Consider the following 26948-nt stretch of genomic DNA (forward strand, 5'->3'; position numbering starts at 1 on the left):
TTTATCTTCTTACTCTCTTAACGTATTTTGGTGTTGGAGTTTTCCTATCATTTAACACCATTGGTCCCATTTTGTCTGTAGCACATCTAAAACCAATATAATTTGTTGCCATATACTCTGGGAAATATCTTCTTTGGGCTGGATCTAACCAGTATTCTCTATCTGCCCATGAACCTCCTTTAAACACTCTAGATTTATCACTAATTAGAGTAGTTCTTCTTTTGTCATCGTATTTATAATTATTAATAACGTTTCCTAAAGAGTCTAATTCTGCCTCTGGTTTTTGAGGTGAGTTATACATTCTAGAAGAGCGATCTAATTGATCTTTATCTAAACCGTAGAATTTAGATGAAGCCTGATCTCCATCGCCTAAACTTGAGTTGTTCGCTAAGTTATAATTTCTTCTCATATACGTATCTTCTCTCGTAATAGGAATATATTTTACACTTCCAGGTAAATCTTTAGGTACAACTCTACCATTTTCTAAAGTATCGTATTCTACCTCTCCGTCTCCAACAATTACAACTTTTCCATCTTCATTAATTAATTTTTTAGTGAATATATTTCCTCTAAAATAGTTAAAGTCGTTAGCTTCTGAGTCTATAATTGGTCGGTATACGTCTTCTACCCATTCTGCTACATTCCCAGACATATCGTAAAGTCCAAATGCATTCGGTGGATAGCTCATCACAGCATTAGGAATATCTGCTCCGTCGCTACTCCATCCTGCAATACCACTATAATCTCCTTTTCCTTGTTTAAAGTTCGCTAGTTGGTCTCCTCTCCTTCTCTTATCTCTATCACGTGTATATTTTCCAGTCCAAGCATATTTTTTTCTACCTCTAATATTGTTATATTCTCTATTTTCAAAAAGTGCTTTTGCTGCATATTCCCATTCTACTTCAGTTGGTAATCTAAACTTTTGAGATAGGATTCCGTCAGAAGAAGTTACTTGTCGTCCTGTAAACTTTCCTTTTTCTGGCTTAGGTTCACCTTTAGTTCTTGGTACTGGTAATCCTTTTTTGTATATAGTAGAATCTCCATCGAAGATAGCATACGGATCGGTTAAGTAAGTATCTGTATCAAAATTGTTTTCCCCTTTAAAACTTATTGAATCTTCTTTGAATATATTTTTGATGACCCCTTTATCCATCAAAATCTTTAAATTTACTGCATTGGTACGCCACTTACAATACTTGTTCGCTTGTATCCAACTAACTCCAACCACTGGGTATTCTGCATAAGACGGGTGTCTTAAGTAACTTTCTGAAAGCAAATTGGTATTTCCTAATCCTTTTCTCCAAACCAATGTATCTGGTAAAATTGAAGGGTAAATATTTTTAAACTGAGGGTCGTCTGGCGAAAATACATCTTTCATATATTGCATAAACAAACCATACTCGGCATTTGTCACTTCAGTTTCATCCATATAAAAGGTGCGCACGTGCATTTGTTTTGGTGTTGTGTTCCAGTCAAACATAACATCGTCTTGCACTAATCCCATCGTAAAAGTACCTCCTTCAATGTGCACCATACCCGGGGGAACGTTTTTTCCTTCTCTATACTCTCCTTTAATATATCCTCCATAATTAGGATCATTAAAGTTCCAACCAGTTAACGAAGATTTACTAGACCCGCCACGACTGTTACTTTTACAAGAAGCAACTAACAAGCTAGCAATCGCCAATAAACTAAATAATTTTAACGTACTTTTCATGTATTTCTTATTGTTTTTAAGGGTGTCGCAATTTACAATATTTCTAATTTCTTACAACTAATTTAACCATAAAATCATATTCATTGACTCTTATTACGCAAGATAGAAACGATAGTTTTTGCTCTTTAGTATTACGAATCTAAGAAAAAGATTAAAATAATACGGTCTTAAGATTTAATATTTGTAGAATTGTAAAAAGTTAATTAATAATTTAGAAGGAAAATATAATATATTTTTTAGAAAAACGTTAATTGTTTTAATTTTTAAGCTATGAATAGGCTAAAAAAAAGAGATATTGTGAACTCATTATAATAAAATTATATATTTGCTAAATAATTAATCAAATTTTACATGAAAAAATTATCGATCATATTATTTTTTGTGTGCTTAACCTTATTAGATAAAGCACAAGCCCAAACATCAATAAATACAACAGCAATGCCCTTTTTATTGATTGTACCTGATGCTCGCGCTGGTGGTATGGGAGATATTGGAGTGGCGACCTCTTCTGATGCTTATTCAATTTTTCATAACCCTGCAAAAACTGCATTCAATCAAAACAAAATAAGTATGGGGATAAACTATACCCCGTGGCTTAGAAATTTAACGGATGATATTTTTGTTGGTGGTGGTTCTTATGTGAACAGGTATAGTGAAAAATCGGCATGGGGAGTTGATTTAAAGTATTTTTCTTTAGGGCAAGTAAACTTAACTACCGATGATGGTACTTCTAATGGAATAGAAAACCCTAACGAATTAGCCATTACAGGAATTTATTCATTAAAGCTTAGTGAAACATTTTCTATGGGTATTGGTTTAAAATATATTCACTCTAACTACAAGATAAGAAGCAATAATTCTAGTTTGAATCCTGTAAACTCTTTTGCAGTTGATGTTTCTGGATACTACCAATCTGAAGAAAAAAACTTTGGAAATTTTAACGGTCGTTATCGATTTGGCTTTAACATTGCAAATATTGGCCCTAAAGTTGAATATTCTGCTGGTGATCCCAACTTCATACCAACGAATGCTAAAATTGGTGGAGGTTTTGATTTTATTCTTAATGATTTTAATGTCTTAGGACTTAATTTAGAGTTTACAAAACTATTAGTTCCATCGAGCCCTGACTCAGAAAGAGGTTGGTTTGAAGGTATGTTTACTTCTTTAGGAGACCGTAGTTTTAGTGAAGAATTACAAGAAACTACTTGGGCGTTAGGCGCAGAATATCTTTATAACAATGCTTTTGCCTTAAGAGCCGGTTATTTTCACGAAAGTGAAGAAAAAGGACAGCGACAGTATTTTACCTTAGGTACTGGGTTTTCTGCTAGAGCTTTTACATTAGATTTATCATATCTTGTAAATACAGCCGCTGTTAACAATCCACTAGAAAACACCTTACGTTTCTCTTTGTCATTTGATTTAGGAGAACTATACGAAGTTTATTAAAAACAGTATTTTTTTATAAATTCGTAATCACAGAATACTAAAGCAGTCTCTAAGACTGCTTTTTTTGACTAATCGTTTTATCATGAAAAAAATTGAGATAACTACTACCGCTACGATATTTGATGATGTTTCGCAATTAACAACAGAAGATGCATTTTTAATACAAAAAGCAGTAGAAGCAAGACAAAAAGCGTATGCTCCGTATTCAAAATTTAATGTAGGTGCAGCTATTCTACTAGATAATGGGCATGTTATTTTAGGCAACAATCAAGAAAGTGCCGCTTACCCTTCGGGCATGTGCGCAGAAAGGGTTGCTATTTGGAAAGCTGGCTCAGAATTCCCTAACATGAAGGTAAAAAAAATAGCCATTACGGCTGCCTCAGAAAACACTACGGTTAACAAACCCGTTGGACCTTGTGGTGCTTGTCGACAAACATTATCTGAATATGAAATCAATCAAAAACACCCTATTGAAATTATTTTTATGGGAGAAGTTGGTAAAATTATAAAAACTGAGTCCTTGCTTTCTTTATTGCCTTTTTCTTTTGACAGCTCTTATCTATAGCTAACCTGTCATTAAAATGACAAAAAAAACGTTGTTTTTTATAAAAAAGAAAATACAGTTTTTCTTTTTTAAGAATATGATAATTTTAAAAAATCGACGTAAAATAAAGAGGTTATCGACAATAAAAATGCTTTATTTGTAAGTCCTCAACATTTAAAAATAGTATTTCTAATGAAACCAGCAATTACAGGAACAGGAACTTTTATACCTTCAATCATAAAAGAAAACAGTAAGTTTAACGATAACGTCTTTTTAAATGCTGATGGTACTTCCTTCAGCAATCCGAATGCTGTAATTATTGAAAAGTTTAAATCGATTACTGGTATCGAAGAACGACGCTACGCAAAAGCTGAGTACAACACGTCTGACCTTGGTTTTTTTGCAGCAAAAAAAGCTATTGAAGATGCCAATATTACTGCTGAAGAATTAGACTATATTATTTTTGCTCATAATTTCGGAGATGTAAAAGAAGGAGCTATTCAAAGCGATATTCTCCCCAGTTTGGCAACCCGTGTAAAATACTTGCTTGAAATTGAAAACCCTAATTGTGTAGCCTACGATATCTTATTTGGCTGTCCTGGGTGGATTGAAGGCGTTATTCAAGCACAAGCTTTTATAAAAGCTGGTATAGCTCAAAAATGCTTGGTTATCGGAGCCGAAACACTCTCTAGAGTTATCGACGTAAACGATAGAGATTCTATGATTTATAGTGACGGTGCTGGTGCATGTATAGTTGAAGCTTCGGATAAAGATGACAGCGGAATTTTAAGTCATGCCTCACAAACCCATACAAAAGAGGAAGCTTATTATTTATTCTTTGGCAACTCTTTTGACAAGAACAAAGACAAGGATATTCGCTATATAAAAATGCACGGACGAAAAATTTATGAATTTGCATTAAACAACGTTCCAAACGCAATGAAGATCGCTTTAGATAAAAGTGGGTTGAGTATTGACGACGTTAAAAAGGTTTTTATTCACCAGGCAAATGAGAAAATGGACGAAGCTATTATCAAACGCTTTTATCGACTGTATAAAAAACCGATTCCTGAAGGAGTAATGCCTATGAGTATTCACAAATTAGGAAATAGCTCAGTAGCCACAGTACCTACCCTACTCGACCTTGTTTTAAAAGGAAATATTGAAAACCAAGAAGTAAAAAAAGGAGAAGTTATTATTCTAGCCTCAGTAGGTGCTGGTATGAATATTAATGCAATTGTTTACAAGTATTGATAGTTTTTCAGTCGTATTAATTTCTTATTAAATATTCTCGCAAATCTAAAATCTAAGTACTATTTTTGCGCATGCAACAACACAACGTACTTATATTAGATTTCGGCTCGCAATACACACAGTTAATTGCACGCCGCGTAAGAGAATTAAACATTTATTGTGAAATTCATCCTTACAACAAAATACCACAAAATTTAAACGATTTTAAAGCCGTAATTCTTTCAGGAAGTCCATCTTCTGTTCGTTCAGAAGAAGCTCCACATCCAGATTTATCAGAAATTAGAGGTAAAAAACCTTTATTGGCAGTATGCTACGGAGCACAATATTTAGCGCATTTTTCTGGTGGACTGGTAGCTCCTTCCAATACACGTGAATATGGAAGAGCTAATTTATCTTATGTAAAAGCAGGTGAAGATTTCTTTAAAAATATTTCAGAAGGAAGTCAAGTTTGGATGAGTCATTCAGATACGATTAAAGAATTACCAACAGGCGGTATCTTATTAGCAAGTACTCACGATGTTGAGAATGCTGCATACAAAATAGAGAATGAAACTACCTATGCCATTCAATTTCATCCTGAAGTGTATCATTCTACAGATGGTAAACAATTATTACAGAATTTTTTAGTTACTATAGCTGGAGTTGCTCAAACTTGGACACCAGATTCTTTTGTTGATGAAACGGTTACTGAGTTAAAAGCAAAGATAGGTGATGATAAAGTTGTTTTAGGACTCTCTGGAGGTGTAGATTCAACCGTTGCAGCAGTATTATTACATAAAGCAATAGGTGCTAATTTACATTGTATTTTTGTAAACAACGGATTGTTACGTAAAAATGAATTTTCCGATGTATTAAAACAATACGAAGGAATGGGATTGAACGTTAAAGGTGTAGATGCTTCGGCACGTTTTTTGGATGAACTCGCAGGTTTGAGTGAACCAGAGGCTAAACGCAAAGCTATTGGTAAAGTTTTTATTGATGTTTTTGACGACGAAGCACATCAAATAGAAGATGCAAAATGGTTAGCGCAAGGAACCATTTATCCTGACGTAATTGAATCGGTTTCTGTAAACGGAGGACCATCGGCAACGATAAAAAGTCATCATAATGTAGGTGGTTTACCTGATTTTATGAAGCTAAAAGTAGTAGAACCATTACGTATGATTTTTAAAGACGAAGTGCGTCGTGTAGGTGCTTCTATGGGGATTGACAAAGAGCTGTTAGGACGTCACCCATTTCCTGGACCTGGTTTAGGTATCAGAATCTTAGGAGATATTACGGCAGAAAAAGTTCGTATATTACAAGAAGTAGACGCTATATTCATTAATGGATTGAAAGAAAATGGTTTGTACGACAAGGTATGGCAAGCAGGTGCCATTTTATTACCTGTAAATTCTGTAGGGGTAATGGGTGATGAGAGAACCTACGAAAAAGTAGTAGCGTTACGTGCCGTAGAAAGTACCGATGGTATGACTGCAGATTGGGTAAATTTGCCCTATGAATTTTTGCAAAAAACATCGAATAAAATAATAAATAATGTGAAAGGTGTGAATAGAGTTGTATATGATATCAGCTCAAAACCGCCAGCAACTATAGAGTGGGAATAGTTTTTTACAAATAACAACAAATTAGATGAAGAAATTACAGTTTTTATTTTTAGCTTTTATCTTAACCTTCACCATTTCTTGTGGGCAGCAAAAACGCTACATCTCTTATAAAGTTCAAGAAGGAGAAACTATGAGAGATATTGCGAATCGCTTGGATATAAAGACAAAGGATTTATTACGTTTAAATCCCGATGTTGGAAGAAACCCAGGTGCCAATACGGTAATTGTAATTCCGAATCCTAAAATTAAAAAAAGTACTTCTTCATCTAGTGATACTGCTTCTTCATCAAAAGAAAAGGAAACAGTAGATGATAATACCAATAATGAAGACCTTACTTCTGAAGCTAACGATACTATTTTCAAGCAGACCGTGGTTGAATATGAAACTCACACGGTGCAAAAAGGAGAAACCGTATATCGAATTACGAGACAATACGGTATTACTAAGGACGACTTAATTAAATACAATCCTGAATACACCAATATTCAAAGCAACAATTTAAGCATCGGTCAGGTATTGAAAGTAAAAGCTATCGAAAAAACAATTACGATAGATAAAGCAGCGGTTTTAAAGAATTTTTTAACTCATACTGTAGTTAAGGATGAAACTGTTTTTGGCTTAACTCGTTTCTATAATATCACTAAAGAAGATTTACTACGATTGAATCCTGAATATCCTGATTTAGTTGACAACAATCTTTCAATTGGGCAATTACTTAAAATTAAACCTATTGAAGAAGTAAACGAAGAGGAAAATTACACCTTTTACAAGGATGAAATAATGGAAGACACCTCTATTAACCTTTCCATTTTACTTCCTTTCAAAGCTGATGAATATTCAGAAAAAACAAGTAACGATATTTTTGATGGAAATCAACTAGCAAATATGGTAACCGATTTTTATATGGGTGCTGAAATAGCTATTGATTCTATTATAAAACAAGGAATACAGATTAATGTAGCTGTTTTTGACACAGGTAATAGAGGAGAAAATATTACTGACATACTGAATGACAACAAGTTAGAGAATACCGATGTGATTGTTGGTCCTTTTTATTCTGATAAAGCAGAAGAGGTGGCTCGTGATATAAATGTACCCGTTGTTTTTCCTCACTACTCTAGCAAACAAAATAAATTTTCTTCTTCTAAGTTGATAAAAACCTCACCAGAAAAAGAAAGCTATACAAATTACCTAGCTTCCTACTTAAAAGCTAGTTATAAAGATCAAGAGATTTTCATTGTAAGTGATGATGAAAAAGCAACAAATACAAGAGTTTCTAAAATCATTTCCGAATTAAAAAAACATGATAGTATTCATGATATTCATGTTTTAAAACCAAAAAATGGCTATATAAAAAGAGTACGATTTACTGAAAAAATGCCTACGGAAAGACATAATTGGGTCATTATTGCTTCTGATGATAATGTCGTTGTGGCAGATGCTTTGAACAGTATGATTAGCCTACCTGACAAGATCAATGTGCAAGTTTTTGCTATTGACAAGGGTGAAGCTTATGACAAAATTGATAATAATAAGTTAGCTCAAATTAACTTTACGTATGTTTCTAACACGTATACAGATGAAGATGCTATAGAAACAAAAGCTTTTAACAAGAAATACTTCCAGAAGAATAATACAATTCCCACCGATTATGCTATCAAAGGATTTGACATTACGTATGATATTCTCATGCGTTTGGCTTCTGGAAATGACCTGAAAGAAACCTTCGAAAAGGGAGTTTCTTTACGTGTTGAAAATAAGTTTGATTATAAAAAGAAAGTCCTTGGAAGCAGCTACAATAGGGGTTTGTTTGTTATTAAATATAATAGAGATCTTAGTTTAAGCAGATTAAGATAACCTACTTCAAATAAAAGTAATCACATCCGAAATTATAGCATTAGTTTCGGATTTTTTTATGATTCGTATAGCTGCTGATAGTACTTTTGGTAGTCTCCGCTCGTTACATTATGTACCCAATCTTCATTTGTCAAATACCACTGTACCGTTTTTTTAATTCCTTCTTCAAACTGTAAAGAAGGCTCCCAACCTAACTGCATTTTAAGTTTTGATGCGTCTATTGCATAACGATAATCATGCCCTGCTCTATCTTTAATATACGTAATTAGTTTTTCAGAAGTTCCTTCTTCTCTACCTAACTGCTTATCTACTGTTTTTATAAGAAGATGTATCAAGTCGATATTTTTCCACTCATTAAATCCGCCAATGTTATAGGTTTCTCCTAATTTTCCTTGATGAAAAATACGATCGATTGCTCGAGCGTGGTCTTCTACATATAACCAATCTCGAACATTTTCTCCTTTTCCGTAGACTGGTAAAGGCTTGTTTTTACAAATATTATTGATAAATAATGGAATTAGCTTCTCAGGAAATTGATGCGAACCATAATTATTGGAGCAGTTAGAAATTACAATCGGCAATCCATAGGTATTGTGATAAGCTCTTACAAAATGGTCTGACGATGCTTTGGATGCTGAATAAGGCGATTTTGGATTGTAAGGAGTCTGTTCTGTAAAAAAGCCATCGTCTCCCAAGCTTCCATAGACCTCATCGGTAGAAATATGATAAAAACGTTTTCCTTCAAAATTACCATTCCAACTATTTTTCGCCGCTTCTAACAAATTCAATGTTCCGTAAACATTCGTTCTTACAAATGATAATGGATTGGTAATAGAACGGTCTACATGCGACTCTGCAGCTAAGTGAATGACACCATCAAATATATACTTAGTAAACAGTTTTTTTACCAAATCTTCATCACAAACATCACCCTTAACAAAGGTGTAATTCGGACGCCCCTCAATATCTTTTAAATTTTCTAGATTGCCTGCATAAGTCAACGCATCTAAGTTAACAATATGATATTCAGGGTAGGTATTCACAAATAAGCGAACTACATGTGAACCTATAAAACCTGCTCCTCCTGTTATTAAAATGTATTTCATAAAAAGTTTAGTATATAAACTCCTCAAAGTTACTAATAAATGAATGGAGTTTGTAATGCTTTAAAAGTAGAAAGCTGTTGGTCTTTTGAAGAAAGTATCACTTTCTTTGGATTGATTTTCCAGTCGATATTTAACGTTGTGTCGTTCCAAACAATTCCTGAGTCGTATTCAAGGGCATACCAATTATCTACTTTATATGCAAAAATAGCTTCTTTAGATAAAGTTACAAATCCATGAGCAAAACCTCTCGGAATAAACACTTGCTTTTTATTTTCTTCGGATAATTCTACAGCAATATGCTTTCCATAAGTAGGCGAGTTTTTTCTAACATCTATTACTACATCTAAGACTTTTCCTTGTACACAACGCACTAGCTTTGCTTGAGCATACGGTGGTTTTTGGAAATGCAAGCCTCGTAAAGCACCAAAAGTCGATTTCGATTCATTGTCTTGCACAAAGTTTACTTGCCCTATATTTTCTTCAAATTCTTTCTGGTTGAACGATTCAAAAAAATACCCTCTTTGATCTCCAAAAACTTTGGGTTCAATAACAACAACTTCAGGAATATCCGTTTTTGTAAAATTCATCGTTACTCTTTTCCTATGTTAACTAAGTATTGTCCGTAGCTACTTTTTTGCAAGGGTGCTGCCAATTTTCTAATTTGTTCTTTATTGATATACCCCATATACAAAGCTATCTCTTCTATACAAGCTACTTTTAACCCTTGACGTTTTTCTATAGTTTCAATAAACTGACTTGCTTCTAATAAAGAATCATGCGTTCCTGTATCTAACCATGCATAGCCACGACCCATCAATGCAACTTTTAACTGGTCGTTTTCTAAATAATATCGATTCACGGACGTAATTTCTAATTCTCCTCTTTGAGAAGGTTGTACATCTTTAGCTACTTCTATCACATTATTCGGATAAAAATACAAGCCAACTACGGCATAATTAGACGTTGGATTCGTTGGTTTTTCGATGATAGAAATCGCCCTTCCATCATCATCAAAATCCACCACACCGTAGCGTTGTGGGTCTTTGACAGTATAGCCAAAAATAGTGGCTTTATTTTCTTTCTTAACATTGTTTATCGCAGCTTGCAATAGTTCAGGTAATCCATGTCCGTAGAAGATATTGTCTCCTAAGATTAAACATACATCATCACTTCCTATAAACTCTTCACCAATAATGAATGCTTGCGCCAATCCATCTGGTGAAGGTTGTTCGGCATAACTCAGTTGAATCCCTAAGTCACTTCCATCTCCTAATAACTTTTGAAAACTTGGCAAATCTTCTGGAGTAGAAATAATCAAAATTTCTCGAATACCAGCCAACATCAATACCGATAAAGGATAGTAAATCATCGGTTTATCGTACACAGGAAGCAGCTGTTTAGAGACTCCTTTAGTGATAGGATATAACCGTGTTCCTGATCCGCCTGCTAGTATGATGCCTTTCATATAGATTTATTCTTTTATTCTATCTCCAGAACCTTTACCTCCAACTGTTGCTAAAATATAATGAAAATATTTTTTTACCGTTAACGATTCTAACATTTCAGCGTCAATCTCTGCAAGCTTTTTAGGAGTAGACATATCTACTTCATTTATTTGAGCTAAACCAGTGATACCTGGTAAAAAGTTATATACTCCTCTTTTACTCCTCTCTTTAATTAACTCTTCTTGATTAAAAAGATTAGGTCTCGGTCCTACCAAGCTCATATCTCCTTTTAATACATTAATAAGTTGTGGTAATTCATCTAATTTTGAACTTCTTAAAAAAGTTCCTAATTTTGTTACTGAACTACTATTAGCTAGATGCGTTGCTACTGATTGAGTACTAACACTCATAGTCCTGAACTTTAATAGCGTAAATGACTTTTGATTTTTACCTACTCTTTCTTGTTTAAAAAGCGGTGAACCAGTATCAAACAACCCTAATACATATATGGCTAACCCTATTGGCCATAAAAGTAAAATTCCAAAAAGTGAAAATACAAAATCAAAAAATCGTATCATAGTTATTCCGTAAAGCTTTTAATTGTTTTTATTATTCCTTCTCTTGTACTCAATGGGAACTCATTAATTCCTAAGGCACTTTTTATTTTTTTGTTTGAAACCACATAGTCCTCTGTCAATTTTTGAACTCTTTCTGAATTAATTGGAAATGATAATATGTCTCCAAGTTTTGCTAACATATTAATGAATACTTTAGGAGTGTTAAATATCCTCACATTTTTATTAACTCCTACACCTATTGTTTTCACCAATTCATTTGTTGATAAGGATTCATCATCTGCTACATTATACACACCCGACTGAATATCTTTATTTTCTACTAATTCTTTGATTACAAAACAAAGATTTTCAACTGCTAAAAATGATCGTTTATTTTCATATTTCCCTAAAGGATAAGGAATTCCTTTGGATACAAAATTATATAACAAATTCAGGTTTCCTTTATTATTAGGTCCATGAATCATACAAGGACGTAAAATATAAACTCTTTTGTTTTCCGGAATTTCTTTTGACAAAATATACTGTTCAGCAGCTAACTTTGATTTTCCATAGGCTGTAACCGGATTTGACTTATGATTTTCATCAAGTATACCTTCAACTTCATCAGCAGTAGCTTTTACAGAACTCATATAAATGAAAACTTCACAGTCACTGTTTAAAAAATTATCAAATAAAGTTTTAGTCAACTCAGTGTTTACCTCAAAATATTCTTTTTCTTCTGATGTGTTTTTTAAATCATGTGCTTTCCCTGCGAGGTGAATAAAAGTATTATATGATGATAATAGTTCTTTTGATAAGTCTTTATAACTTAAATTATTGTCAATTTTACTTCTGGAAACACCATCCAAAACATATTGCTTATTTAAATAGTTTTCTAAGTTTTGTCCTACAAAGCCAGAAATTCCAGTAATTATTAAATTATGTTTCATATACCAACGTTTTATATAAATCAAGTTGGCCCTCCCAGATTACTTCAGATTTAAAAAATTTTCTTGCTCTTTTCTCTCCATAATCTCCATGCATATTTCTCAACTCAGGATTCCTAGCATAAATCAAGATGCTTTCAGACAGCAATGCTATGTTGTTTAAAGGGATCAAAAAACCACTTTTTTTATCTGAAACAGTATCTCTTGCTCCTGGTATATCAGAAACTATAACTGGTCTTTTCATAGACGATGCTTCAAGTACTACATTCCCAAAACCCTCTCTATAAGAATATAAAACTAGAACATCTATTGCTGCAAAAACTTCTGTGACATCTTCTTTCTTCCCCAAAAAATAAACATTCTTATTTTGTTTCATTTCAATTAAAACCTTATAGCTTATAGTGTCATTTTCTTCAATTGGCCCAGCTAATATTAACTTAAGGTTTTCTTCTTTCTCAGATGCTATTTTAAATGCTTCATATAGCTCTTCAACTCCTTTATCTCTAACAATTCTTCCTACAAAACCTATTAGTATATCATCTTGATTTAAAGACAGATTATCTCTTAACTTCTTCCCTTTTATAACATTACGCTCAGACAACATAAATTTTGATGTATCTATTCCATTGCTACTTCCTTTACCTATTAAAATCCCTTTATCTATTTTTAAAATTTTAATTTTTACAGCATGCTCGAAAAGCGAAGGGCTAATTACAATTACTTTGTCTGCTAAATAACATGAAATAAACTCAGTAAACCTGACAATTTCTTTTTTTACCCCCTTTAATGTATCTGATCTTACACCTCGCAAAGTAAAAACAATTCGTCTACTGGGAAAAAACACACCCGCTAGAGTAAAAAGTAATCCTGTCTTTGGGTTACCTGCATTTACTATTGAAGGTTTTTCCTTTAAAAGTATTTTAATTACCTTAAAGAAAGACTTTATATCATTAATTATTGATATTTCTCTTGAAAAAGATACTTCAATATGCTTGCATCCTTCACTTTTCACTATCTTTTCTACTTCAGCTCCTTTTGGTGAAACTAATACTACTTCATTGCCTTTTTCTTTTAAATACCTTGCCTGCCCCCTGATAAAATTACCACAAAAAGAATCCGATACTGCTATTAAAACTTTCAAAATTATTTATTTAGTTTATTTCTTGAATAAAACACGTTTGTATCATTTGTATCTACATTTTCTTTTATTACTTTGGCTGGCACACCTCCTAATACTTTATTATCTTCAGTATCATCTACAATAAAGGAATTAGCTGCTATTAAGTTTCCTTTCCCTATAGTAACACCGCACTTTACAGAACTATTTGCTGCCAACCAACTTCCTTTCTTTATATGTACTTTTTTCGCAATACTACCTCCTTGCTTTACACTTTTATTTTTAAAAGTATGCTGTAAAGTACTAATAACTACATAAGGACCAAAAACAACTTCATCTTCTATTTCTAAACCACCCATCGCATTTAACCAACACCCTTTAGCTAGATACACATTATCCCCAACTGTCAAATTAAATGTATTTAACAACGTAACATCTCTACCTACAGTAAAATTTTTCCCACACTTTTTTAAGAAAAAACCCATCAAAAAACCTCTAATTCTAATCACAATCCTGTTATCTGGCAGCCAGCTAGTTATTAAAGAAACAAGCCACAATGGTAAAACATATCTTAACTGATTTTTAATTTCTTTCATTCATTATTTTTTTAAAAAAACTTACTCTCTTTTCTTGAAGAATTCCTTCTTTATACTTTAATGCTATTTCAATATTCTCTTTTATCATTTTCTCCCACATATACTTGGATGAATAAATATATTCTATCTGATTTGCTAACTTTTTCCAATCTCCTGGTTTGTGTAAAAATTTTTCACTTAAAAGTTCTGGAACTCCAGCCACAGATGCTCCTAATACTAAACGCCCTCTACTCATTGCTTCAATTACAACTCTAGGTAATCCTTCTTGTTTAGATGGATGAATATACAGGTGTTGTTTATCCAAAAAAGGTAAAATTCCTTTTTCTCCTGCTTCAAGTAAACCTATTATATTCACAAATTGATTTAAATTTAATTCTTGAATTATATCCAGCAACCACCCAGAGTCTCCTGTTCCAACTAAATTTAACCTTATATTCTTTTGTCCTTTATTTACAAGATATTTTAAAGCCTTTATAGCTTCAACATGTCCTTTATATTTAACATGAAAAGACCCTATTAATCCTATATTAAAAGTTTCAAAACTTTTATTATAAAAGCTTAATACAGAACCTACATTTTGTACTTCTTTCAAATTTACATTTGATATTCCTATTGTTTGCTTTTTATTTGGATATCTTGATTGTAAGAACTTCTGTGTAACGTAAATTATGTTTTCAGACTTTTTGACATAATTTCTTAACTTAAAATACTGTATTGGTGCTATAACTTTAGTCAGCATCCCACCATAATTCCAATAGGCATCAAAAGGACAGCCTACGACTTCAATCAGGTATGGCTTATTTATTTCTTTACATATATCAATAGCAAAAAAACCTAAAGTACTAGGCAACCTAGATATTACAAAATCTACCTTTTCTATTTCTGTTTTTATTTTTTTCTTTATTATCTTATACTTTAGAATTTTATCTTTAGAAGATTTAATATCATCAATAAGTACAAAACCCACATTATTAGAAGAAGAAATCACTAATTTATTTGGTAAATTTTCCTTTTCTCTTCCTATAACTAATAACTCATCAAAAACTGACAAATACCTATCCCACATATATTTGGTAAAACTACCTCCAGATCCATCATAATATTTATCATTAACTTTATCATGTACAAAATAATGATCATGTATAAATAATGCTTTCATTTCTCACTCTTCTTATTATTTATTTTATTATTTTTTAACCAATTTAGTTTTTGTTAAAATTATGAAGGGGACGACAATAAACTTTATTGAAAAGTTTAAAAAGTATGCCAAATCTTGTCTTTGGACATAAATTAACAGTGAAACAAGGGTTACCAAAAAAGATAGCCCTAAAACTGATGAATTGAGATAATTATAATACTTTGATGTAAAAATTGACACAATAAAATAAACAATAAAAACCCCAAAATATTCAAAATCCATATATCCAGACAGTTGTAAGGAATACCCTAAACCTGTAGAACCTTGAGGCCGTTCAAGGAAAACTCTATTATACCAATTACCTGAATTTCTTGTTATCCCTAAAAAATTACCAAAATCATCTATAATCAATTTTTTATCCTCAATTGTTTTAAGTTTATTTACACCGTATACTCTATGAATATTCTTGCCCACAGTCATAAATTCATTAAACCCCATACTTTTAAAATCACTTTCAATATTTAATTTATCTTCAGACACTAATACTGACTTGAGCTGCTGTGTTAAAGGAGCCAATAAAGCTACAAATATAAAAAAGGAATAATAGATAAATATTGGAAAACATTTTTTTTTATAACCATAAAAAAAAATCACCCCTATGATATAAGTAAATAATAAATCTCGTTCCCCTAAAAACAAAAATATAAAACAAAATAAAAAACCATAGAGCAACATTAATTTTCTATTATACCCATTCTTATATACATTATAAATTGAAAGTGTAACTAGCAAACCTGTAATAGCATATAAATATCTTAAAACTGGATTATCAGCAATAAAATTTTTAATCATTCTCTTAGTATTTAAGCTATTTGTTGTATAAATAACACTTAAGTAAATTAAAACAGATAAAAGAGATAAAATCCAAATAATCTTGAACACATATGGATCTATTTTAATTTTTTTTAACTTACTCATTCTTTTTTTATTTCTTTCAAAAAAATAAATAGTTAATAAATTAAATGTTGTAAATGAGATATACCCCATTATTAGCATTGGTCTAATAAATCCTTGGTTTAAACTTTGATTATCTACTATTATCAGTAAATATATATAATAACTAAAGTTATGTAATAACATGAAAGGATTAACCCAGTGCAATATAAAAGATGAATAATTTATATATATTTTACTAATTATTATCGAAGTAATAAAAAGCATAGAAATAGACAAAATATAAAACCCTAACAACAAGAAAGTTAAACTTAAAATTAAAAATATAAAAATTAAGAATCTATGTTTTAATTGTTCCATATATTATTTAATGACTTTTTTTATTTGTTTTAACTCAATAAAAATATCAAATATATTTAATGTTCTTAACACTAAAAAGTAAACTATAATTATAAACAGCACATTAATACTGTATATCCAAAATGAAAAATACGCCTTTATGAAGAAAGACCAAAAAATTAATATTAACGAAGTAAAAATTATTTTAAATACTTCCTTAAACCTGTTATCTTTGATGACCATTTCTTTAGATGAAGAATAAAAACTAATTAAATAACTTAAAATATTTGTTATTAAAAGTCCTAACAATAAAAACTCTATGCTTCTATACAATATTCCTAAAAGAATAGATATCGCTTGTATGCTTTTTTTAATAAATCAATATGTAATATCTTTTCAGTTTTATTAATAACCTTAAAAAAAACTCTACTTAACATTTCTTGTAAAAAGAAAAAAGAAGATATTGATAATATTTGTATAAAAAAATATCCTTCGCTCCATTCACTTCCATATACTAATTTTAATATATCGTCTCCATAAGAAACTACAACAACTATTAAAATTCCCATGATAACGGAGACATATGTTGATATTTTAAAAAAAGCCGCATTCATTTTTTTTGAATCTTGTTGTACTTTAGAAAGTCCTGAAAAAGCTACGCTCTGCAAAAGCAAGTTGATTAAATTATTAGGAACATCTTGTAATCTTTTTGACTGATAATAAAACCCCGCTTGAGTCTGAGAAAAATACTTAGCCAATACTACTTGATAAATATTATCATAAATAGAACTTAAAACTGAAGTTATTGATGTATTTATACCAAACTTATATAAAGTTTTAAAAGATGTATAATTAAACCTAAGAGGTACAAAATATTTCTGTGAAACTATTAATAAAATCGAAAAAAAAGAGAATATAATAATTGAATAAGTATTAATGCCCATACTCCAAAACTATATAAAGCTAATAACACCCCAATTATTGACGCAAAAAGCATAGAAAAAAAACGATAAATTCCTCTTTCTTTAAACTTAAAATCTCTTATCAACATTGTACTACCAACAACTTGAAAAGAGTTAATTATAAGAATTACAGATGATAATTTTATGTAGTTTATAAAGCTATTATCTTCATAATAATCCGCTATTTTTTCTGATGAAACAAATAATAAAAAAGAAAAAAACACCAAGTATTAAATTAAAAGTAAATACTGTAGAATAGTCTATTTTTTTTATTTTTTCTTTCCTAACAAGTGCTGCTCCTAACCCTCCTTCTACAAAGACTCCTGAAACTAAAATAAAAAACATAACAACCCCTATTTTACCAAATTCACTTGGGGGTAAAATTCTTGTAAAGATAATATTAGTTAAAAGTATAATTATCAAATATCCTAACTGACTTGTTAAAGACCACAAAGATCCTTTTAACATCTTTTTCTTTAAATCACCCATTAAATATTATAAATTTAGATTCTTGAATGCTTATAAACCATCTAACAAAACAATGCACACCTTCTTCTATTTTTACCTGAGGTTTGTAGTTATAATCCTTTATTAAACCATCCACATTTGCCCAGGTTTTTTTGACATCCCCTGGTTGCATGGGTAACATTTCTTTAACCGCCTCTTTTCCTAAATTGGCTTCCATTGTTGTAATGAAATCTAACAATTTTACTGAATCGTTGTTACCTATGTTATAGATTTTATAGAGTTCTTCTCTATCTTCAACCGATTTTTCTAGTACTCTTTGTACCCCTTCTACTATATCATCTACATAAGTAAAATCTCGTTCCATATCTCCGTTGTTGAACACTTTGATGGGACGGTTGTTTGAAATGGCATCAGCAAACAGTATAGGTGCCATGTCGGGTCGTCCCCATGGTCCGTACACCGTGAAAAATCGCAATCCTGTAGTGGGCATTTTATATAGATGACTGTAGGTATGAGCCATCAATTCGTTACTTTTCTTCGTAGCTGCATACAAACTCACGGGAGTATCAACCCTATCTCCCTCGGAAAAAGGCACTTTTTTGTTGGAGCCGTACACACTTGAGCTACTGGCATACACCAAATGTTTGATTTCATGATGTCGGCAACACTCCAAAATATTTAAAAACCCAACAATATTGCTTTGAATATACACATCGGGATTTTCGATACTGTAACGCACTCCTGCTTGGGCTGCTAGGTGACAAACTACTTCAAATTTTTCGGTAGTGAATAATTGAAATAGTGCTTCTTTATCTTCTAAGTTCAATCGTATAAACTTAAAATTATTAAAAGTAGCACTTGTCATTTCTTGATGAAATACCTCAGCTTTTTTTCTATCTATTCCTAATTGTTGTAACCGAGCATATTTTAAATTGACATCGTAATAGTCGTTAATATTATCGATTCCTACTACTTCATGTCCTTCAGTTAGTAATTTTTTACTTAAATGGAACCCGATAAACCCTGCTGCTCCTGTAACTAAAATCTTCATGAGTTCTTTCCTATTTGATAATATTCAAATCCTCTTTCTTCTAAATGATAGCTATGGTACTGATTTCTTCCATCAAAAATAACTGGGGTTTTCAGTTGCTGTTGAATTTCTGAAAAATCTGGTGAACGAAACTCCTTCCACTCTGTCAATAAAATCAACGCATCTGCATTAGCCAATACTTCATATTTAGCTTTCTTGTAAGTGATGTTCTCCACATCTTTTAAATAAAAATGTGCTGCTTCTTCCATCGCTTTTGGGTCGTATGCTTGTACTTTTGCCCCTCTCTTCACCAGTTCTTTTACCACATAAATCGCTGGGGCTTCACGCATATCGTCGGTTTCTGGTTTGAATGCCAATCCCCATAAACCAAATGTTTTTCCTGTTAAATCTTCTCCAAATCTTTTGATGATTTTCTCTGCAATCACAAATTTTTGGCGGTTGTTCACTTCTTCTACTGACTTGATCAATTGGGCTTCATAACCATGTTCTTCTGCTATCTTTTTCAATGCTTTCACATCCTTCGGGAAACAAGAACCTCCATAGCCTGCACCGGGATAAATAAAACTATAACCAATTCGTGAATCGGACCCTATTCCTGCACGTACATTGTTTACATCAGCTCCCACGCGCTCGCAAATGTTGGCGATTTCGTTCATAAACGATATTTTGGTGGCTAGCATTGCATTGGCGGCGTACTTGGTCATTTCTGCGGAACGTACATCCATGGTAATGAATCGGTCGTTGGTCATTGTAAAAGGAGTGTACAACTGGCGCATTTTTTCAAAAGCATAGTCCGACTCCGCTCCAATTACCACTCTATCAGGTTTCATAAAATCGTTGATGGCATCGCCTTCTTTTAAAAATTCGGGATTAGAAACTACATCAAATTCAATAGCCACATTTCTTTTATCCAATTCCGATTGAATAGCTACCCTTACTTTATCGGCTGTTCCCACAGGTACGGTAGATTTATTTACGACAATCAATCGGTGGTTCATCTTTTGACCAATTTCTTTAGCCACTGCCAACACATATTGCAAATCTGCCGAACCGTCTTCTCCCATAGGAGTACCTACGGCTATAAAAACAATAGTAACTTCTTCAAGGGCTTCTTCTAACTTGGTTGTAAAGAATAAGTTGTTCTTCTCTACATTTTTCAATACCATCTTTTCTAGACCTGGTTCGTAAATTGGTATAATTCCTTGGTGAAGCTTACTTATTTTTTTGGGGTCGATATCTACACAGGTAACTTTGTTTCCCATTTCTGAAAAACAGGTTCCTGATACCAAGCCTACATAGCCTGTTCCGATAACAGCTAGTTTCATATTTATTATTTATCTTTTGATTTCAAACTTTCTTTATCATGAACTTCTTTTCGCAACCCACTGCTAGAAAAACGGTGTTCTCTTTTATTAAAGTACAATTTGATTCCTTTCTTCTCACAAAAATCTCTTCCTGTGAATTGTTTGTTGGCATATTCATCACCTATAATTCGTACGTCTATATGAAAGGAACGAAGAATATCTTCTAAATCCTGCTCAGTTGCATACGGAACGATTTCATCGACATATTTACAGCCTTTTAACTGGATATATCGCTCAACTACCGATTGTACGGGTCTGTTTTTATCGGGTCTGTCGATGGTTGGGTCTGTTTGCAAACCACAGATTAAGTAATCGCATTGGCGCTTGGCTTCTTCTAACATTTTAATATGTCCTGCATGCAATAAATCAAATGCACTGAAAGTAATTCCTGTTTTCAATAATTTACTTATTCATATTTTTATAAAAAAGCAATGCTACTTTCCAATATTTGTCAACTCCATATTTCGGATATCATGAACAACCTCCATCTATTACCTAGCATCTTGTAAACCTAATCCATCTCTATCAACACCTCTCGACGACTTGTAGTCTGTAAATCGAAACCATGAGCTGAACTAAATCTCTTCTCTATTTATAGTCATATCTAACTAAACATTTCACTGATGCTTTAATTTTTTAATATAACTATCAAAATGCTCAAACTCCACAAAAAAATCAGCTTTTGAAAAAATAACTTCCTAATATTACTTATCATTTTTCCCAATTCAGCTACATGACATTACTTGCATTTTTAACCATTTTTAAATAAAGTGGAACAACATATCCTGATACTCATAATAAGCAAAAAATTTTTCATTACAACGTCCTATCAACTATTTCTTCAGGTAATACTCCTTTAACATCATACACCACAGCTCCATCTTTCATAATTGATTTTAAATCCATGCCTTTATATTCATTATGTGCTACAGCTAATACAACCGCATCATATTTACCTTGTGGCGATTCTTTTATTGATTGTAAATTGTACTCTCTCTTTACTTCTTCTACATCAGCCCAAGGATCATAGATTGTTACATTTGTATTATACTCTTTCAAGCTCTTAACCACGTCTACAACCTTGGTATTACGTACATCTGGACAATTTTCTTTAAACGTAATTCCCAAAATTAATACTTCAGCTTTTTTAATTTTGATATCTTTATCAATCATTAACTTAATAACCTGAGAAGCTACATACTCTCCCATTCCATCATTCATTCTTCTTCCTGCTAAAATAATCCCTGGATGATACCCAAACTCCTGTGCTTTTTGTGCTAAATAATACGGATCTACTCCTATACAATGTCCTCCAACTAATCCGGGTTTAAACGGTAAAAAGTTCCATTTGGTTCCTGCCGCTGCTAACACATCATTAGTATTGATATTCATCAATCCAAAAATCTTTGCCAACTCATTTATAAAAGCAATGTTGATATCTCGTTGAGAATTCTCTATCACTTTAGATGCTTCTGCTACTTTAATCGTTGGTGCTAAATGCGTTCCTGCAGTAATCACCGATTTATACAAATCATCTACTTTCTTACCTATCTCAGGTGTAGAACCAGAAGTTACTTTTAAAATTTTCTCAACCGTATGTTCTTTATCTCCAGGATTAATACGTTCTGGAGAATATCCTCCATAAAAGTCCTCATTGAATTTTAATCCAGAAACCTGTTCTAATACTGGAATACATTCTTCCTCAGTCACTCCAGGATATACTGTTGATTCATAGATAACAATATCCCCTTTTTTTAAAACCTTCCCAACCGTTTCACTCGCTTTAATTAATGGAGTAAGTACAGGACGATTATTCTTATCTACCGGGGTAGGCACTGTTACAATATAATAATTACAATCTTTAATATCTTCTAACGATGCTGAACAAAAAAGCCCATTCACATCCGATGGTTTTTCTACCAGTACCGATTGTAACACTTCATTTTCAACTTCTAAAGTAGCATCTACTCCAGACATTAACTCTGCAACTCTTTCCTTATTTATATCGAAGCCTACTACAGAGTATTTTGTTGCAAATAATCTTGCTAAAGGCAATCCTACATACCCTAACCCTATTACGGCAATTTTTTGATTATTCATGTTTCCACTTTCTAAGTCCGCAAAACTACAAAAAATAGTATGAACAAAAGATTATAAAACAAAAAAAGTCTCACCATTAAATGATTAGACTTTTAGTGGGCGCGAAGGGATTCGAACCCCTGACCCCTTGGGTGTAAACCAAGTGCTCTGAACCAACTGAGCTACGCGCCCGTTTGAAATTAACTTTTGTAAGAGTTGTGGGCGCGAAGGGATTCGAACCCCTGACCCCTTGGGTGTAAACCAAGTGCTCTGAACCAACTGAGCTACGCGCCCTTACTTGTTAATTGCGGATGCAAATATATAACAGTTTTAGAGATTGACAATAACTTTTTTTATTTTTTTCTATAAAACTTCCGCTACTACAAACGTGCTTCCGCCCACATAAATAACGTCTTCTTCGGAAGCATTATTTTTTGCTTTTTCAAAAGCTTGATTTACAGAATCAAACACCTTTCCTTTCAAACTAAACACATCTGCTTGTTCTTTTAATTTATCTACAAACAATCCTCGGGGAATATTGGGTTTGCAAAAATAATAGCTTGCTTTTTTTGGAAACAGCGGTAAAACTTCGTTCAAATTCTTATCAGAAACGACTCCTAAAACAATGTGCAATTGCTTGTATTTTTCTTTTTCTAACTGTTTTAATGTGTACAACAACCCTTCTTTGTTGTGTGCTGTATCACAGATTACCTTTGGATGTTCTTGCAATACTTGCCAGCGACCTTTTAAGTTGGTATTGGAAACCACATGTAACAATCCGTTTGTGATGTTTTCCTCGGAAATTGTAAATTCTTTTAATTGATGAATGGTGGTTACTGCTGTGGTTACATTGTTTTGTTGATAGTCACCTAATAAATCAGTCTTATAGTGTTGCTTAGTATCCGAAGCAAATACAATGGGAGCATTGCATTCGTTTGCCTTCATAACAAACACTTCTTCTGTTTCTTTTTGTCGCTCACCAATCACTACGGGAACATTCTTTTTGATGATTCCTGCTTTTTCAAAAGCTATTTCAGGTAGGGTTTCTCCTAAAAACTGGGTATGGTCTAATCCGATATTGGTAATTACTGAAACTTCAGGTGTAATGATATTCGTTGAATCTAGCCTACCTCCTAAACCAACTTCAATCACGGCGATATCTACTTTTTGACTGGCAAATTCTTCAAATGCCATTCCTACGGTCATTTCAAAAAATGACAATCGTTGCTTTTCTAAAAAAGCTTTGTTTTTTTCGATAAACTCAACTACTGCTTCTCTAGAAATCTCTTCTCCATTGATTCGAATGCGTTCTGTGAAACTTTTCAAATGAGGAGAGGTATACAAGCCTACTTTATATCCTGCTTCCTGTAGTATGGAAGCTATCATGTGACTGGTAGAGCCTTTTCCATTCGTTCCTCCTACATGAATAGTTTTGAACTTTTGCTGTGGATTTCCAAGTTCGTTGCAAAACGCAATAATATTGGTTAAGTCTTTTTTGAATGCTGTTTGCCCCTGACGTTGGTACATGGGTAACTGTGCAAACATCCAGTCTAGTACTTGTTCGTAAGTCATGTGAATTTTAAAACAAATTAAGATGAAAAATTAACTGTGATATTCTTGATACCATTGTACAAAACGACGTACTCCTTCTTCTATTTTTACCTGAGGTTTGTAGTTATAATCCTTTATTAAACCATCCACATTTGCCCAGGTTTTTTTGACATCCCCTGGTTGCATGGGTAACATTTCTTTAACCGCCTCTTTTCCTAAATTGGCTTCCATTGTTGTAATGAAATCTAACAATTTTACTGAATCGTTGTTACCTATGTTATAGATTTTATAGAGTTCTTCTCTATCTTCAACCGATTTTTCTAGTACTCTTTGTACCCCTTCTACTATATCATCTACATAAGTAAAATCTCGTTCCATATCTCCGTTGTTGAACACTTTGATGGGACGGTTGTTTGAAATGGCATCAGCAAACAGTATAGGTGCCATGTCGGGTCGTCCCCATGGTCCGTACACCGTGAAAAATCGCAATCCTGTAGTGGGCATTTTATATAGATGACTGTAGGTATGAGCCATCAATTCGTTACTTTTCTTCGTAGCTGCATACAAACTCACGGGAGTATCAACCCTATCTCCCTCGGAAAAAGGCACTTTTTTGTTGGAGCCGTACACACTTGAGCTACTGGCATACACCAAATGTTTGATTTCATGATGTCGGCAACACTCCAAAATATTTAAAAACCCAACAATATTGCTTTGAATATACACATCGGGATTTTCGATACTGTAACGCACTCCTGCTTGGGCTGCTAGGTGACAAACTACTTCAAATTTTTCGGTAGTGAATAATTGAAATAGTGCTTCTTTATCTTCTAAGTTCAATCGTATAAACTTAAAATTATTAAAAGTAGCACTTGTCATTTCTTGATGAAATACCTCAGCTTTTTTTCTATCTATTCCTAATTGTTGTAACCGAGCATATTTTAAATTGACATCGTAATAGTCGTTAATATTATCGATTCCTACTACTTCATGTCCTTCAGTTAGTAATTTTTTACTTAAATGGAACCCGATAAACCCTGCTGCTCCTGTAACTAAAATCTTCATGAGTTCTTTCCTATTTGATAATATTCAAATCCTCTTTCTTCTAAATGATAGCTATGGTACTGATTTCTTCCATCAAAAATAACTGGGGTTTTCAGTTGCTGTTGAATTTCTGAAAAATCTGGTGAACGAAACTCCTTCCACTCTGTCAATAAAATCAACGCATCTGCATTAGCCAATACTTCATATTTAGCTTTCTTGTAAGTGATGTTCTCCACATCTTTTAAATAAAAATGTGCTGCTTCTTCCATCGCTTTTGGGTCGTATGCTTGTACTTTTGCCCCTCTCTTCACCAGTTCTTTTACCACATAAATCGCTGGGGCTTCACGCATATCGTCGGTTTCTGGTTTGAATGCCAATCCCCATAAACCAAATGTTTTTCCTGTTAAATCTTCTCCAAATCTTTTGATGATTTTCTCTGCAATCACAAATTTTTGGCGGTTGTTCACTTCTTCTACTGACTTGATCAATTGGGCTTCATAACCATGTTCTTCTGCTATCTTTTTCAATGCTTTCACATCCTTCGGGAAACAAGAACCTCCATAGCCTGCACCGGGATAAATAAAACTATAACCAATTCGTGAATCGGACCCTATTCCTGCACGTACATTGTTTACATCAGCTCCCACGCGCTCGCAAATGTTGGCGATTTCGTTCATAAACGATATTTTGGTGGCTAGCATTGCATTGGCGGCGTACTTGGTCATTTCTGCGGAACGTACATCCATGGTAATGAATCGGTCGTTGGTCATTGTAAAAGGAGTGTACAACTGGCGCATTTTTTCAAAAGCATAGTCCGACTCCGCTCCAATTACCACTCTATCAGGTTTCATAAAATCGTTGATGGCATCGCCTTCTTTTAAAAATTCGGGATTAGAAACTACATCAAATTCAATAGCCACATTTCTTTTATCCAATTCCGATTGAATAGCTACCCTTACTTTATCGGCTGTTCCCACAGGTACGGTAGATTTATTTACGACAATCAATCGGTGGTTCATCTTTTGACCAATTTCTTTAGCCACTGCCAACACATATTGCAAATCTGCCGAACCGTCTTCTCCCATAGGAGTACCTACGGCTATAAAAACAATAGTAACTTCTTCAAGGGCTTCTTCTAACTTGGTTGTAAAGAATAAGTTGTTCTTCTCTACATTTTTCAATACCATCTTTTCTAGACCTGGTTCGTAAATTGGTATAATTCCTTGGTGAAGCTTACTTATTTTTTTGGGGTCGATATCTACACAGGTAACTTTGTTTCCCATTTCTGAAAAACAGGTTCCTGATACCAAGCCTACATAGCCTGTTCCGATAACAGCTAGTTTCATATTTATTATTTATCTTTTGATTTCAAACTTTCTTTATCATGAACTTCTTTTCGCAACCCACTGCTAGAAAAACGGTGTTCTCTTTTATTAAAGTACAATTTGATTCCTTTCTTCTCACAAAAATCTCTTCCTGTGAATTGTTTGTTGGCATATTCATCACCTATAATTCGTACGTCTATATGAAAGGAACGAAGAATATCTTCTAAATCCTGCTCAGTTGCATACGGAACGATTTCATCGACATATTTACAGCCTTTTAACTGGATATATCGCTCAACTACCGATTGTACGGGTCTGTTTTTATCGGGTCTGTCGATGGTTGGGTCTGTTTGCAAACCACAGATTAAGTAATCGCATTGGCGCTTGGCTTCTTCTAACATTTTAATATGTCCTGCATGCAATAAATCAAATGCACTGAAAGTAATTCCTGTTTTCATTTTTTATTATACCTTTTAAAA

23 protein-coding genes, 2 tRNA genes and 1 pseudogene are annotated in these 26948 nt (G+C 33.0%); 5 read left to right on the forward strand and 21 right to left on the reverse strand.

The genetic code is table 11. The annotated features are described in order from the left end of the window. Position 1: 1 nt before the first annotated feature. Positions 2-1717, reverse strand: a complete 1716-nt coding sequence (gene gldJ, locus P8625_RS07460; RefSeq protein ID WP_279652827.1) for a gliding motility lipoprotein GldJ — start codon at positions 1715-1717, stop codon at positions 2-4. 351 nt (positions 1718-2068) lie between these two features. On the opposite strand from gldJ, the gene porV reads away from it, so the two are divergent. The 5 genes from porV to P8625_RS07485 all read left to right on the forward strand — a co-directional run bounded on the left by porV (position 2069) and on the right by P8625_RS07485 (position 8426). Continuing rightward, positions 2069-3163 carry a type IX secretion system outer membrane channel protein PorV gene (gene porV / locus P8625_RS07465; protein WP_279652828.1) on the forward strand — a complete coding sequence of 365 codons (1095 nt, stop codon included), beginning with the start codon at positions 2069-2071 and terminating at the stop codon, positions 3161-3163. 82 nt (positions 3164-3245) lie between these two features. After that, positions 3246-3728: a cytidine deaminase gene (cdd, locus tag P8625_RS07470; protein ID WP_279652829.1), complete on the forward strand. Its 483-nt coding sequence runs from the start codon at positions 3246-3248 to the stop codon at positions 3726-3728. Between the two features lie 171 nt (positions 3729-3899). After that, positions 3900-4961, forward strand: a complete 1062-nt coding sequence (locus P8625_RS07475; RefSeq protein WP_279652830.1) for a 3-oxoacyl-ACP synthase III family protein — start codon at positions 3900-3902, stop codon at positions 4959-4961. A 71-nt stretch (positions 4962-5032) separates the two neighbouring features. Then, entirely contained in the window at positions 5033-6568 is a 1536-nt protein-coding gene (gene guaA, locus P8625_RS07480; RefSeq protein WP_279652831.1) for a glutamine-hydrolyzing GMP synthase, read from the forward strand. A gap of 25 nt (positions 6569-6593) precedes the next feature. Continuing rightward, positions 6594-8426 carry a muramidase family protein gene (locus P8625_RS07485; protein ID WP_279652832.1) on the forward strand — a complete coding sequence of 611 codons (1833 nt, stop codon included), beginning with the start codon at positions 6594-6596 and terminating at the stop codon, positions 8424-8426. Between the two features lie 56 nt (positions 8427-8482). Here P8625_RS07485 and rfbB read toward each other — a convergent pair whose 3' ends face one another. From rfbB to P8625_RS07590, 20 genes and pseudogenes are all read right to left on the reverse strand, one after another. Further along, complete coding sequence (rfbB, locus tag P8625_RS07490; protein WP_279652833.1) at positions 8483-9532, reverse strand: dTDP-glucose 4,6-dehydratase; 1050 nt, start codon at positions 9530-9532, stop codon at positions 8483-8485. A 32-nt stretch (positions 9533-9564) separates the two neighbouring features. Further along, positions 9565-10119 carry a dTDP-4-dehydrorhamnose 3,5-epimerase gene (gene rfbC, locus P8625_RS07495; RefSeq protein ID WP_279652834.1) on the reverse strand — a complete coding sequence of 185 codons (555 nt, stop codon included), beginning with the start codon at positions 10117-10119 and terminating at the stop codon, positions 9565-9567. Between the two features lie 2 nt (positions 10120-10121). Beyond that, on the reverse strand, positions 10122-10997 hold the full coding sequence (rfbA, locus tag P8625_RS07500; RefSeq protein WP_279652835.1) for a glucose-1-phosphate thymidylyltransferase RfbA: 876 nt from the start codon (positions 10995-10997) through the stop codon (positions 10122-10124). A gap of 6 nt (positions 10998-11003) precedes the next feature. Beyond that, positions 11004-11555, reverse strand: coding sequence for a sugar transferase (locus P8625_RS07505; protein WP_279652836.1), 552 nt, complete (start codon positions 11553-11555; stop codon positions 11004-11006). A gap of 2 nt (positions 11556-11557) precedes the next feature. Further along, complete coding sequence (locus P8625_RS07510) at positions 11558-12484, reverse strand: NAD-dependent epimerase/dehydratase family protein (RefSeq protein ID WP_279652837.1); 927 nt, start codon at positions 12482-12484, stop codon at positions 11558-11560. Continuing rightward, entirely contained in the window at positions 12474-13622 is a 1149-nt protein-coding gene (locus P8625_RS07515) for a glycosyltransferase family 4 protein (RefSeq protein ID WP_279652838.1), read from the reverse strand. Before P8625_RS07515 ends, P8625_RS07510 begins: the two co-directional genes overlap by 11 nt. 2 nt (positions 13623-13624) lie before the next feature. Further along, entirely contained in the window at positions 13625-14194 is a 570-nt protein-coding gene (locus P8625_RS07520; protein ID WP_279652839.1) for an acyltransferase, read from the reverse strand. Then, the gene (locus tag P8625_RS07525) at positions 14181-15353 is read right to left on the reverse strand and encodes a glycosyltransferase family 4 protein (protein WP_279652840.1); all 1173 of its coding nucleotides are present in this window, start codon (positions 15351-15353) and stop codon (positions 14181-14183) included. Before P8625_RS07525 ends, P8625_RS07520 begins: the two co-directional genes overlap by 14 nt. A 27-nt stretch (positions 15354-15380) precedes the next feature. Further along, complete coding sequence (locus P8625_RS07530; RefSeq protein ID WP_279652841.1) at positions 15381-16646, reverse strand: O-antigen polymerase; 1266 nt, start codon at positions 16644-16646, stop codon at positions 15381-15383. Between the two features lie 317 nt (positions 16647-16963). Continuing rightward, positions 16964-18076 (reverse strand): annotated as a pseudogene (locus tag P8625_RS16345) (oligosaccharide flippase family protein). After that, complete coding sequence (locus P8625_RS07545) at positions 18069-19106, reverse strand: NAD-dependent epimerase (protein ID WP_279652844.1); 1038 nt, start codon at positions 19104-19106, stop codon at positions 18069-18071. Before P8625_RS07545 ends, P8625_RS16345 begins: the two are co-directional and overlap by 8 nt. Further along, positions 19103-20431, reverse strand: a complete 1329-nt coding sequence (locus tag P8625_RS07550; RefSeq protein WP_279652845.1) for a UDP-glucose dehydrogenase family protein — start codon at positions 20429-20431, stop codon at positions 19103-19105. Before P8625_RS07550 ends, P8625_RS07545 begins: the two co-directional genes overlap by 4 nt. Positions 20432-20436: 5 nt before the next feature. Beyond that, a complete protein-coding gene (locus tag P8625_RS07555) occupies positions 20437-20868 on the reverse strand; it encodes an adenylyltransferase/cytidyltransferase family protein (protein WP_279652846.1) in 432 nt (143 codons plus the stop codon). Between the two features lie 418 nt (positions 20869-21286). Beyond that, positions 21287-22570, reverse strand: a complete 1284-nt coding sequence (locus P8625_RS07560; protein ID WP_279652847.1) for a nucleotide sugar dehydrogenase — start codon at positions 22568-22570, stop codon at positions 21287-21289. A gap of 96 nt (positions 22571-22666) precedes the next feature. Next, positions 22667-22741: transfer RNA gene (locus P8625_RS07565), tRNA-Val, on the reverse strand. Positions 22742-22768: 27 nt separating this feature from the next. Next, positions 22769-22843 (reverse strand) — tRNA-Val (locus P8625_RS07570). A 69-nt stretch (positions 22844-22912) separates the two neighbouring features. Beyond that, positions 22913-24121, reverse strand: coding sequence for a bifunctional folylpolyglutamate synthase/dihydrofolate synthase (locus P8625_RS07575; protein ID WP_279652848.1), 1209 nt, complete (start codon positions 24119-24121; stop codon positions 22913-22915). A 30-nt stretch (positions 24122-24151) separates the two neighbouring features. Further along, positions 24152-25165 carry an NAD-dependent epimerase gene (locus tag P8625_RS07580; protein WP_279652849.1) on the reverse strand — a complete coding sequence of 338 codons (1014 nt, stop codon included), beginning with the start codon at positions 25163-25165 and terminating at the stop codon, positions 24152-24154. Further along, entirely contained in the window at positions 25162-26490 is a 1329-nt protein-coding gene (locus tag P8625_RS07585) for a UDP-glucose dehydrogenase family protein (RefSeq protein ID WP_279652845.1), read from the reverse strand. The genes P8625_RS07580 and P8625_RS07585 overlap by 4 nt, the downstream gene beginning before the upstream one ends. Positions 26491-26495: 5 nt before the next feature. After that, positions 26496-26927: an adenylyltransferase/cytidyltransferase family protein gene (locus P8625_RS07590; protein ID WP_279652846.1), complete on the reverse strand. Its 432-nt coding sequence runs from the start codon at positions 26925-26927 to the stop codon at positions 26496-26498. Positions 26928-26948: the final 21 nt, after the last annotated feature.

Source organism: Tenacibaculum tangerinum (genome assembly GCF_029853675.1).
GTDB lineage: Bacteria > Bacteroidota > Bacteroidia > Flavobacteriales > Flavobacteriaceae > Polaribacter > Polaribacter tangerinum_A.